Origin of the sequence: Pontibacter russatus, from assembly GCF_009931655.1 — a bacterium.
Taxonomy (GTDB): Bacteria; Bacteroidota; Bacteroidia; order Cytophagales; family Hymenobacteraceae; genus Pontibacter; species Pontibacter russatus.
Map to the genome: position 1 here is coordinate 3,133,994 of NZ_CP047984.1, position 11,266 is coordinate 3,145,259.

The following is an 11,266-nucleotide window of genomic DNA, read 5'->3' on the forward strand; positions in this document are numbered from 1 at the left end:
GATAAAACATTAACTTGTAGTATCTTTGCACAAGAACTACCTGCAGAACACGGCTTATCCGAAAAGCCCGGTGTTCTGCCTTTGCTGTTTTGTTATAGAATTGGATGAAAGTTAAAGATTTCTTAGAACTGTATCGTCTCGACAGCGTGGTGCAGACCATTGCCGAGCGGCTGAAGGCCAACAAGAGTTATCGCCTGCAACTGAAGGGCCTGGCGGGCAGCCAGGACGCCGTGCTGGCCTCGGCCATATATACCCTGCAGCCGCAGCACCAGCTCTTCGTGCTGCACGACAAGGAAGAGGCTGCTTACTTTTATACCGACCTCAAAAACCTGCTCGGCGAAGAAAAGGAAATCATGCTTTTCCCGACCTCCTACAAGCGCCCCTACAGCTTCGACGACACCGAGAACGCCAACATCCTGATGCGGGCCGAGGTGCTCAACCGCCTCAACCAGAAAACCGGCAAAGGCGAACTGATCGTGACGTACCCCGAGGCGCTTACGGAGAAGGTAATCAACAAAAAATCACTGGTCGAGAACACGCTGGGCGCGAAGGTGGGGGAGAAGCTGGACGTGAATTTCCTGAGCGAGATGCTGGCGGAATATGGCTTCGAGCGCACCGAGTTTGTATATGAGGCGGGCCAGTACGCCGTGCGCGGCGGCATCGTGGACGTGTACTCCTACGCCAACGACCTGCCCTACCGCATCGAGCTGTTCGGTGACGAGATTGAGAGCATCCGCACCTTCGACCCCGACACGCAACTGTCGGTGGAGGCAAAAAAAACCATCTCGATTATCCCCAACGTGCAGACGAAGCTGCTGCAGGAAACGCGCGAGGCCTTCCTCGATTTTATCCCCGCCAACACCACCCTCTGGTTCAAAGACGTGCGCCAGACGCTGGACGTGATAGACGAGTATTTCGACAAGGCCGCGCACAACTTCGGGAAGATGCTGGCGGGCAGCGGCGGCACCCAGATTGTATCAGACCCGGAGCAGCTGTTCCAGACGCAGAAACAGTTCAAAAAGCTGCTCGACAATTTCAACGTGGTGGAGATCGGCAAGCGCTTTCACTTCAAAGGCGCCGAAACCATACAACTGCAGGCCAAGCCGCAGCCCTCGTTCAATAAGGATTTCAAGCGGCTGGTAAAGGATTTGCACGAGCAGCAGGGCAAAGGCTTCGTGAATATCATCGCCACCGACTCGCCGCGCCAGATAAACCGCCTCACCATGATTTTCGATGAGCTGGACCACGACGTGCGCTTCCAGCACCTGCCCATCTCGCTGCGCGAGGGCTTCATCGACCAGACGCTCAAAATCACCTGCTACACCGACCACCAACTGTTCGACCGCTTCTACCAGCACAAGGCCAAGGAAGGGCACTCCAAATCCAAGGCGATGACGCTGAAAGAGTTGCGCTCGCTGCAGCCCGGCGACTATGTGACGCACGTCGATTACGGCATCGGGCGCTTTGCGGGGCTGGAGAAAGTGGAGGTGGGCGGCCGCTTGCAGGAGGCCATCCGGCTGGTGTACCGCGACGACGATTTGCTGTACGTCAGCATCCACTCGCTGCACAAAATAAGCAAGTACAGCGGCAAAGAGGGCGGCCCGCCCAGCATGAGCAAACTGGGCTCGCCGGAGTGGGAAAACAAGAAGAAGAAGGTCAAGAGCAAGGTAAAAGACATTGCCGCCGAGCTCATCAGCCTCTATGCCAAGCGCAAGGCCGCGCCGGGTTATGCCTTCACCAAGGATGGTTTTCTGCAGGCCGAGCTGGAGTCGTCGTTTATATATGAGGACACGCCCGACCAGGCAAAATCGACGGAGGATGTGAAAGCCGACATGGAGCAGCCCCACCCCATGGACCGCCTGGTGTGCGGCGACGTGGGCTTCGGCAAAACGGAGGTGGCCATCCGCGCCGCTTTCAAAGCCGCCTGCGACGGCAAACAGGTAGCCATGCTGGTGCCCACCACCATCCTGGCCATGCAGCACTACCGCACCTTCCACCAGCGGCTGGAGCAGTTCCCGGTCACGGTGGATTACATCAACCGCTTCAAAACGGCCAAGGACACGAAAGAGACGCTGAAGAAGCTGGCGGAGGGCAAAATCGACATTCTGATTGGCACGCACCGCCTCGTGAGCAAGGATGTGAAGTTCAAGGACCTCGGATTGATGATCGTGGATGAGGAGCAGAAGTTCGGGGTGAAAACAAAGGAGAAGCTCAAGGAGATGAAAATCAACGTGGACACGCTCACGCTGACGGCCACGCCCATTCCGCGCACGCTGCACTTCTCGCTGATGGGCGCCCGCGACCTGAGCGTGATTGCCACGCCGCCGCCCAATCGCCAGCCGGTCAAAACAGAGCTGCACGTGTTTGATGAGACGCTGATCCGCGATGCCATTGTGTACGAGATGAAGCGCGGCGGGCAGGTCTTTTTTGTACACAACCGCATCAAAGATATTGAAGAGATGGCTGCCATGATTTTGCGCCACGTGCCCGACGCCCGCGTAACCTACGCCCACGGCCAGATGGAGCCGGAGAAGCTTGAAAAGCGCATGATGAAGTTCGTGAACGGCGAGTACGACGTGCTGGTGAGCACCAACATCATCGAGTCGGGCCTCGACATTGAGAACGCCAACACCATCATCATCAACCGCGCCCATATGTTCGGTTTGTCGGATTTGCACCAGATGCGCGGCCGCGTGGGCCGCTCCAACAAAAAAGCCTATTGCTACCTGCTCACGCCGCCGGTGGCCGGACTGCCTTCGGACGCCCGCAAGCGCCTGAGCACGCTGGAAGAATTCTCCGATTTGGGCGAGGGGTTCAAGATTGCCATGCGCGACCTGGATATACGCGGCGCGGGTAACCTGCTGGGCGGCGAGCAGAGCGGCTTCATCACTGACCTTGGCTTCGAGATGTACCACCAGGTGCTTGACGATGCCATCAAAGAGCTCAAAGAAACGGAATTCCGCGACCTGTTCCTGAAAGACAACCTGGAGCAGTTTGTGGAGCCGGTGCGCGAGTGCTCTATCGAAACGGATATGGAGGTGCTGATTCCGGACTGGTATGTGAGCAACATCTCGGAGCGCCTGAGCCTCTACAGCAAACTCGACAGCACGAAGGACCTGTCCGAACTCGAAAAGCTACGTGACAGCATCGTGGACCGCTTCGGCCCCTTGCCGGAGCAGGTGCAGCAACTGGTGGACATTGTGAAGCTGCGCTGGCAGGCCCAGCAGCTTGGCTTCGAGAAGCTCACCATCAAAAAGGAAGTGATGAAAGGCTATATCCCGTCCGAGAACAACGACGCCTACTTCCAGTCCGACACCTTTGGTAACATCCTGAAGTACGTGCAGCAGCATCCGCGCCGCTCGCGCCTGAAAGAAGCAAAGCACAAACTGGTGGTGACGGTGGAGGATATCCGGAGCATAAAAGACGCGAAAGCGGTATTTGAGGGGCTTGGTGTGAAAGAAACTGCCCCGGTGCAAAGCCCCTGATCCGGGGCAGCGCCGCATTTAAAAGTAGAAACAGGTAAAAAACGGCTCTTTTTCCGTAAAACAGGGAGAAGGGCCGTTTTTTATGATGGCACTTTTGCACCTTTTTATTACATTACTGCTTCCTCAGTTTTAATAAAAAGCAAATAAGTGATGTATCTACATTCTTATGCCCGAAAGTAACGCCATACCCCCTCACATTTGCTTCGGGTCTGTCTTTCATGCCCTGCCTGGGCTATACCTGGTCATGGCGCCCGACCTGACCATACTGGACGTCACAGAAGCTTACCTGCGGGCGCTCTTTCTGAGGCGTGAGGACATTGTGAACAAAAATATACTGGCTACTTTCCCGGACACAGCAAATGCATCCCATTCCAATGCAAGGCAGGAGTTGGAGCAGTCCCTGGACCACGTGCTCCGGCACAGGCAGCCGCACACCATGCCCGTGCTGCGCTATGACCTGCCGCTTCCGGCGGAGAACGGAGGTGCTTTTGAGCAGCATTACTGGAACACGACCCATACGCCCGTCTTTTTGGCCGGGGGAGAGATTGCCTACATCCTGCAGCAAACCCGCGACATTACCCACCAGGTGCGGCAGGAGCAGAAAGTGCGCTACAGCCAGGCACAACTGAGCATGCTGACGAGCGCCGCGCATGCGGTGGCCTGGGAGTACGACCTGCTGCAGGACCGCCTGCACTGGGGCACCGGTCTGAAGGAGGTGCTGGGCTATACTCCGGAAGAGATGGGCCTTGATGGCCACTCCTGGAACAGCCGCGTACATCCCGAGGATTATGCTGCCATGCAGGAGAGCATCACCAAAGCCACGGCCGCTGGCGAGAAGACCTGGACGGGCGAATACCGGTTTCTGAAGGCCGACGGCACCTACGCCCACGTGCTGGACCAGGGGTACATCATATATGACGAGAACAACCGCGCCGTGCGCACCATCGGGTCTATCATGGATGTGTCGCGCAGCAAGCTGGCAGAGCAGGAACTGGAGGAAAGCAACAGCCGGTTCCGGCACCTGCTGGAGGTGCTGCCGCACATGGCCTGGACCGCCGACGCGCAGGGCGGGTCGCTGTTCTTTAACGAGAACTGGTACAGCTACACGGGCATGCGGCGAGGACAGACCGACGGCTGGATCAGCGTGGTACACCCGGACGATTCTGCCCAGGTGCTGACGGTGTGGCATGAGGCCATCGTGAAGGGCCAGATGTTTGAGATGGAGTACCGCGTCCGCAACGCCTTGGACGGCAGCTACCGCTGGTTTCTGGAGCGCGGCGTGCCCATGTCGGGTGCCGATGGCAGGCCCACGCTGTGGATGGGCACTTTTACCGATATAGAGGAGCAGAAGCAGGCGCTGCAGCAACTGCAGCAGAAAGACCTGCAGATGGAGAATGTCCTGCGCCTCTCCCCAGCACACCTGTGCCTGCTGAAGGGGCCCAGCCATATATGCCGCTACGTCACGCCTGGCGTATACAATCTCTATGGCAACCGGCAGTACCTGGGCCGCACCGCCCGCGAGATATGGCCCGAACTGCAGCGCCTCGGCTTTCAGGACCTCCTGGACCAGGTGTACCAGAAAGGGGACACCGTGCAGATCAGTGAATTCAAGGCAGAGGTTGACCGCTACCGGAACGGGAGGCTGCAGGAAGCATACTTCAACTTCAAGTACCAGCCACTGCTGGAAAATGGCGAGGTAGAGGGTATCCTGATATCTGCCGTGGAGGTGACGGAGTTGGTGGAGGCAAAGAGAAGGGCGGAGGCCCTTGCCCAGGCGCAGCGGCGCCAGTAGCGCCCGGCACTGCACGGGCGACCGTATGCGGGGGGATGTGGCGGGAAATCATATATAGAGCCCTCCCCGCCACAGCAGGGCGCCGGGGGCTTGCAGCGCCATAAAACCTGCGCCGCCCTATACCACTCCCATCAACCTCTTCCGCAACACACCCTGAAGTGCCGCAGCTAAACTACCCTGGTCCGGGCGCAAAAGGCAACCCTGAACAAATGCCGGCACAAGCTGTTCCAACTGCCCAGGCGTTTTCATAACCGTGTGGACGGACCGGCCACGGGCTATATACCGTAACAAGCTCCTGACGAACCAAGGTCTGCACCAGCATATAAAAGTGACCGGCGCGAAGACACTGCTTTTCCCCTGTACTTTGAGCTGAAAAAGCGTTAGCTTTACTTGCACGTAAACGATGAAGCGATGAAAAAACTGAATACCGTGCTCCTGGTGGACGACGACGAGACAACGAATTATCTGAATCACCGCCTGCTGTCGCGCATGGAGATTGCCTCCGACATCCGTGTGGTGACAGACGGGGAGGAGGCGATGAATTACCTGAAGCGGGCTTTCGCCGCCTCAACAGACTACCCCCGCCCTGAGCTCATTTTCGTGGACATCAAGATGTCGGGCATGGACGGGTTTGAGTTCCTGGAGGAGTACCAGCGGCTCGCCGCCGACGAGAAAGAGGGAACCGTGATGCTGATGCTGACCTCCTCGGCCAGCTTTTACGATCTCGAAAAACTGAAGCAGTTTCCCGACGTGCGCCGCCACTACTCCAAGCCCCTGACCGAGTCGGATGTGCGCGAAATCCTGCAGACCTACTTTTAACGCAGCACACTTTCCGGCGCCCCTGGCCGCGGCATGTCTGCAGGCCAGGGGCGCCGCTGTTTTGGGGCCGGGCGGCACCGTCTTAACAATCGCCGCCACTATGCCGTAAATATAACTTACCCGCCTACTGGCCGGGTGTATATATACGCAACATCTAAAACAGAATAAAGCTATGGCAGACAGACCCATGAACCCCGAACGCAATGAGGGCGAGAACCACGAAATAGGCCGTGAACTATATAACAGGGACAGACAGCAGAACCAGGGCAGCAGCCGCCGCTACGGCTACCGGGGCGACAACGACCGCAAGTGGGACGAAGGCAACTTCTTCCACACCGGCCCCAGCCCCCGCGGCGCCCAGGACCGCGAACACACCGGCCCCTCCGGCAACGAGTACCGCAGGGGAGGCAGCAGCCACAGCTCGTATAACCAGGGGCAGAATGCTCACCTGAGCGATCACTACGGCAGCCGCTCCGACAGCACGTACCGCAACGAGCGCTCCTATATAGACCACGGCAACCACGGCAGCGGTCATTTCCAGCACGATGAAAGGCACAGCATGCATCGGCCCCATACACCGGGAGGCTCGCTGCAAGGCAACTACGACGACCTGAACAGCTACCAGAACGACCCGTGGCGGGAAGGGCCAGGCAGCGGAAGCCGTTACAAGGAGTCGGATTACCGCTACGGCAGCGGCTCGCACAACTGGTACCGGGAAAACAGGTACACGCCCGACCACCGCAGCCACGTTCAGGGCGAAGGGCGCGGCATCATGGACCGGGTGAAAGACACCTGGAACGACATCTGGCATTCAGACGACAAGGATTATCAGCCCCGCCACCGGCACCAGTCCAACGCAGACCGCCTCGACACGCGCACGCGCTACAGCTCAGATGCCTACCGCGACCGCAACTTTGACAGAGGTTATGAAGGCGGCCCACGCTGGGCGGATGAGTCGGACAGAGGGCACGACAGCCGCGACAGCGACAGAACCAGCCGCTACCGACGCTAAACCAAGCATTCTGTAAAACAGGGAAAAACAACGCCGGCTCTTGCAGCCGGCGTTGTTTTTCCGTAACTTCCTGTTTTATCCTCGCGCAAACATCCTCATTACCAGCCCGTACATATTTACAAAGGGCACACGAACTACTATATTCACATTAAAGATATCTACCATGCATCACGACGAAAACGACCCACGCCACCCACACTACCGGGACCCGCGCCACCGCCGGGAGCAACAGCCGGAGGACTTTGCGCGTGACCGGTACTTCAATGATTTCAAGAGCCGCTGGGGAGAGCCTGCGCCGCCCCTGAATCTGCACCGGGAAGAGTGGCAGCCCCGCGAAGCCGGTCGCTTTGAGCAGGAAGGCAGGTTCCATCAGCACCGGGAAGAGTGGCTGCCGAACGAGCGGCGGCACCAGCATCCGCAATATGAGCATCCGCAACACGAGCACCATCCGCGTGACCGTGACATATCGTGGCGGCAGCGCGACGTAAATTTCGACAGGGATAATCAGCGGGCCGAAGACCGCTGGCAACGGCACGATGACCTGCCGCACCCGGATGACCGTCGCCGTCACAGACGGGGCCTGCCTGACCAGGACAGGTTCTGGGATGATGAAGGCGAAAGAGACGACAGAAGCCGCCGTTAGCGGCCGCTAACGGCACTCGCGCAGCGATAGCCGGACATATATCCGGCTATCGCTGTTTTGATGATTCCCTCAAAACCTTTTCCGCAGACCGATTCCGAATGATATGAGTTCCGGAATGCCCGGCAACAGGTTTATGGACAGGTCTGTTCTCTCTTTCAATTTGTAGTTATATTCCAGTTCGCCGGCGTACCAGTAAAATTTGTACTGCCACTTGCCACGGCGCTTGAAGTAGCCGTCGTCCACGTAGGCGTCATTGTCGGCCCAGTCGTGGCGGTACACCAGCGTGGGGCCAATGCCGCCGTTGAGCGAGTGCCTGCCCTTGCGCAGGATGAGCCCGCGCCAGCCGATATGGGTGAAGCCCGCCAACTCTGCGGCGCAGTCGGCATACAGGCCCTGCTCCACGCGCACGCTGATGACGTCGCGCACCACAAACCGGTCGTACCCCACAATAGCCCCGTAGTTAAATGCGATGATGCCTTTGTCGTCCAGGCGGTTCGGAAACATCTCCGGGTAAGGACTCTCCTTCAGATGCACCGAAACGCCAAAAAACTTAACGGTAACCGCATTTTTATATATAGCCGGCTCCTGTGCCAGCAAGGGCTGCGGGCAAAGCAGGAGGATATATAAAAGAAGCGGCTGCAGGCGAGGCATAGGGTTACGCGGAAGCATCAGGCATTTTTACTAAATTATAGGAGGGAGGTTGCCGGCATGTGCCGATACTGCCCGGTTACCGCTTTCCTTTGTATCTTTGCCCATGCCCGAATTAGAAGATCTACTGCAAAGGATAAGGGCCTGCCGCCTCTGCGAAGCACACCTGCCCCTGGGCCCGCGCCCGGTGCTGCACGCCAGCGCCACCGCCAAACTCCTGATTGTGGGGCAGGCGCCCGGCACCAAGGTGCATGCCAGCCGCATTCCCTGGGACGACCAGAGCGGCAGGCGGCTGCGGCAGTGGCTCGGGCTGGAGCCCGCCGCGTTTTATGATGCGGCACAAGTTGCCATCATCCCGATGGGCTTCTGCTATCCCGGCAAGGGGAAAAGCGGCGACCTGCCGCCCCGCCCGGAGTGCGCCGCGCACTGGCATCAGTCACTTCTCGCGTTATTGCCCGATATCCAACTCACGCTGCTGGTCGGGAAGTATGCGCAGGATTACTTTTTAGGCCGCACCGCCAGGCCCACGCTCACGGAAACGGTGGCCAACTGGCACGAGTACCTGCCGCGGTATATGCCCCTGCCGCACCCGTCGCCCCGCAACCAGTTCTGGCTCCGGCGCAACCCGTGGTTCGAGGCCGGCGCGGTGCCGGCGCTGCAGCAACTCGTGGCGCAACTGGTGGTAAAAACCTAGCGCGCCGGTTCGCGTTGCAGCTTAGTACGCTTCAGACAAAACTACCCAGCCCATGAACTACCCTCTTAGCAAGCTGCCGGATACAGGCACGAGCATTTTCACGGTTATGTCGGCTCTGGCCAATGAGCACAAGGCCCTCAACCTCTCGCAGGGCTTCCCCGACTTCAACTGCCCCGACCCCCTGCTGGAGCTCGTCTACCGTTATATGCGGGAGGGATTTAACCAGTATGCCCCGATGGCCGGTGTGCCGAAGCTGCGGGAGAATATCAGCCTGAAAACAGAGAAGCTATACGGCTACCGGCCTGATGCGGAGACGGAAGTGACGGTCACGTCGGGCGCGACAGAAGCCCTGGACGCGGCCATTACCGCCGTGGTGAAAGCCGGGGATGAAGTGCTGCTGCTGGAGCCCTGCTACGACTCCTATGCGCCCGTTATCCGGCTGTGCGGCGGCGTGCCCGTATATGTCCCGCTGGCGCTGCCGGATTTCAGCGTGGACTGGGACCAGGTGAAGCGCCGCCTCTCCTCCCGCACGCGCCTCATCCTCATCAACACGCCCCACAACCCGACCGGCGCCGTGATGGCGAAGCAGGACATAGACATGCTCGCCAACCTGCTGGAGGGGACCGATATTTTGGTGATCAGCGACGAGGTATATGAGCACATGGTGTTCGACGGGCAGCAGCACTACAGCGCCCTGCAGCACCCGCAGTTGCGCGCGCGAAGCATCGTCATGTCCTCCTTCGGGAAGACCTTCCATGCCACCGGCTGGAAAGTGGGCTATGCCGTGGCACCGGCTCCGCTCACCACAGAGTTGCGCAAGATGCACCAGTTCATCACGTTCAGCACGCCCACCCCGTTCCAGATGGCCATCGCCGACTTTCTGGAAGAAGAAGCACATTACCTGAACCTGCCGGACTTTTACCAGGCCAAGCGCGACTTTTTCGTAGCGCAGCTAAAAGGCTCCCGCTTTGAAATCATCCCGTCGGCAGGCACCTATTTCCAGTTGGCCCGGTATAACCAGATATCGGAGGAGCATGACCTGGACTTTGCAAAGCGGATGACAAAAGATATTGGTGTTGCGGCGATACCCGTCTCTGCTTTCTATCACGATAAAACCGACCATAAGTACCTGCGCTTCTGCTTCGCCAAAGACGAGGAAACGCTGCAGGCCGCTGCTGAAAAGCTGGTGCGGCTGTAATTACTGGCTGTGCTATATATAACCTCTGCGAAAGATGCAGGCGTGAGTTATCCGATACCGTGCCTGCCACCATAGCATATATAAATCTTCCTGCTGAAACCTCCTCCGAAAAGCGAACAACGAAAAACGACTCAAATGGACTTACGCGTAACCATCGTTCAGACACAGCTGCACTGGCAGGACGCCGGGGCGAACCGCACCATGTTCTCAGGAAAGCTGGCTGCCGCCGCTCCGCAGACAGACTTGATTGTGCTGCCCGAGATGTTCACGACCGGCTTCAGCATGGAGGCGGCCGCGCTGGCAGAAGAGGCGGAGGGCCCGACCCTCAGTTGGATGCAGCAGGAAGCGCGAAAGCATCGGGCGGTGGTAACTGGCAGCGTGATGGTGCAGGGGCAGGGGAAGTTCTTTAACCGCCTGTATTGGGTGCGCCCCGACGGCAGCCACGCCCTATATGACAAGCGGCACCTCTTCCGGATGGCGAAGGAACACCACACCTACACGGCTGGCACAGAGCGTTTAATTGTTGAACTGAACGGCTGGAGCATATGTCCGTTGGTGTGCTACGACCTGCGCTTCCCGGTATGGAGCCGCAACACCGGCAGCGGCTATGATTTGCTCCTGTATGTGGCCAACTGGCCGCAGGCGCGCAGCCTTGCCTGGCGCACGCTGCTGCAGGCCCGCGCCATCGAGAACCTGGCTTACGTGGTTGGCGTGAACCGCGTGGGCACCGACGGCAACAACCATCCCTACTCCGGCGACTCCGCCATTATCCATCCAAAAGGCCACCACCTACTCGAGACAAGCCAGGCGGAGGGTGTTCACACGGTTACTCTGAGCAAGCAGGAGCTGACAGATTTCCGGGAGGCTTTCCCGGCACACAGGGATGCGGATGGGTTTCAGCTCTTTTAATGTGAGAGCGGATATTGTTTATATCAGGTTAAACTGCGACTCCTGATCCAGGAAGGGCGGCTGCAA

9 protein-coding genes are annotated in these 11,266 nt (G+C 58.5%); 8 read left to right on the forward strand and 1 reads right to left on the reverse strand.

Translation table 11 applies throughout. The features are described 5' to 3' along the window. Positions 1–104 precede the first annotated feature (104 nt). The 5 genes from mfd to GSQ62_RS12860 all read left to right on the forward strand — a co-directional run bounded on the left by mfd (position 105) and on the right by GSQ62_RS12860 (position 7,751). Positions 105–3,485, forward strand: coding sequence for a transcription-repair coupling factor (gene mfd, locus GSQ62_RS12840; RefSeq protein ID WP_161889872.1), 3,381 nt, complete (start codon positions 105–107; stop codon positions 3,483–3,485). A gap of 166 nt (positions 3,486–3,651) precedes the next feature. Continuing rightward, positions 3,652–5,277 (forward strand): PAS domain-containing protein, encoded by a 1,626-nt coding sequence (locus GSQ62_RS12845; protein WP_161889873.1) that lies wholly within the window; start codon positions 3,652–3,654, stop codon positions 5,275–5,277. A 411-nt stretch (positions 5,278–5,688) separates the two neighbouring features. Beyond that, positions 5,689–6,096: a response regulator gene (locus GSQ62_RS12850; protein WP_161889874.1), complete on the forward strand. Its 408-nt coding sequence runs from the start codon at positions 5,689–5,691 to the stop codon at positions 6,094–6,096. Between the two features lie 172 nt (positions 6,097–6,268). Then, on the forward strand, positions 6,269–7,108 hold the full coding sequence (locus GSQ62_RS12855; RefSeq protein ID WP_161889875.1) for a hypothetical protein: 840 nt from the start codon (positions 6,269–6,271) through the stop codon (positions 7,106–7,108). Between the two features lie 163 nt (positions 7,109–7,271). Then, entirely contained in the window at positions 7,272–7,751 is a 480-nt protein-coding gene (locus tag GSQ62_RS12860; RefSeq protein ID WP_161889876.1) for a hypothetical protein, read from the forward strand. Positions 7,752–7,820: 69 nt separating this feature from the next. On the opposite strand, the gene GSQ62_RS12865 is transcribed toward GSQ62_RS12860, so the two are convergent. Continuing rightward, positions 7,821–8,402 carry a hypothetical protein gene (locus GSQ62_RS12865; RefSeq protein ID WP_161889877.1) on the reverse strand — a complete coding sequence of 194 codons (582 nt, stop codon included), beginning with the start codon at positions 8,400–8,402 and terminating at the stop codon, positions 7,821–7,823. A 103-nt stretch (positions 8,403–8,505) separates the two neighbouring features. Here GSQ62_RS12865 and GSQ62_RS12870 point away from each other — a divergent pair, with 103 nt between their 5' ends. The 3 genes from GSQ62_RS12870 to GSQ62_RS12880 all read left to right on the forward strand — a co-directional run bounded on the left by GSQ62_RS12870 (position 8,506) and on the right by GSQ62_RS12880 (position 11,200). After that, entirely contained in the window at positions 8,506–9,093 is a 588-nt protein-coding gene (locus GSQ62_RS12870; protein WP_161889878.1) for a uracil-DNA glycosylase family protein, read from the forward strand. A gap of 52 nt (positions 9,094–9,145) precedes the next feature. After that, positions 9,146–10,291: a methionine aminotransferase gene (locus tag GSQ62_RS12875; protein WP_161889879.1), complete on the forward strand. Its 1,146-nt coding sequence runs from the start codon at positions 9,146–9,148 to the stop codon at positions 10,289–10,291. Between the two features lie 135 nt (positions 10,292–10,426). Beyond that, positions 10,427–11,200 (forward strand): amidohydrolase, encoded by a 774-nt coding sequence (locus tag GSQ62_RS12880; protein WP_161889880.1) that lies wholly within the window; start codon positions 10,427–10,429, stop codon positions 11,198–11,200. The last annotated feature ends 66 nt before the right edge of the window (positions 11,201–11,266 follow it).

What these genes read in the sequence shown, in the direction of transcription:
- GSQ62_RS12850 (WP_161889874.1), top strand. Translation starts at nt 5,689, where the DNA reads ATGAAAAAACTGAATACCGTGCTCCTGGTGGACGACGACGAGACAACG.
- GSQ62_RS12870 (WP_161889878.1), top strand. Translation starts at nt 8,506, where the DNA reads ATGCCCGAATTAGAAGATCTACTGCAAAGGATAAGGGCCTGCCGCCTC.
- GSQ62_RS12855 (WP_161889875.1), top strand. Translation starts at nt 6,269, where the DNA reads ATGGCAGACAGACCCATGAACCCCGAACGCAATGAGGGCGAGAACCAC.
- GSQ62_RS12845 (WP_161889873.1), top strand. Translation starts at nt 3,652, where the DNA reads ATGCCCGAAAGTAACGCCATACCCCCTCACATTTGCTTCGGGTCTGTC.
- GSQ62_RS12860 (WP_161889876.1), top strand. Translation starts at nt 7,272, where the DNA reads ATGCATCACGACGAAAACGACCCACGCCACCCACACTACCGGGACCCG.
- GSQ62_RS12875 (WP_161889879.1), top strand. Translation starts at nt 9,146, where the DNA reads ATGAACTACCCTCTTAGCAAGCTGCCGGATACAGGCACGAGCATTTTC.
- mfd (WP_161889872.1), top strand. Translation starts at nt 105, where the DNA reads ATGAAAGTTAAAGATTTCTTAGAACTGTATCGTCTCGACAGCGTGGTG.
- GSQ62_RS12865 (WP_161889877.1), bottom strand. Translation starts at nt 8,402, where the DNA reads ATGCCTCGCCTGCAGCCGCTTCTTTTATATATCCTCCTGCTTTGCCCG.
- GSQ62_RS12880 (WP_161889880.1), top strand. Translation starts at nt 10,427, where the DNA reads ATGGACTTACGCGTAACCATCGTTCAGACACAGCTGCACTGGCAGGAC.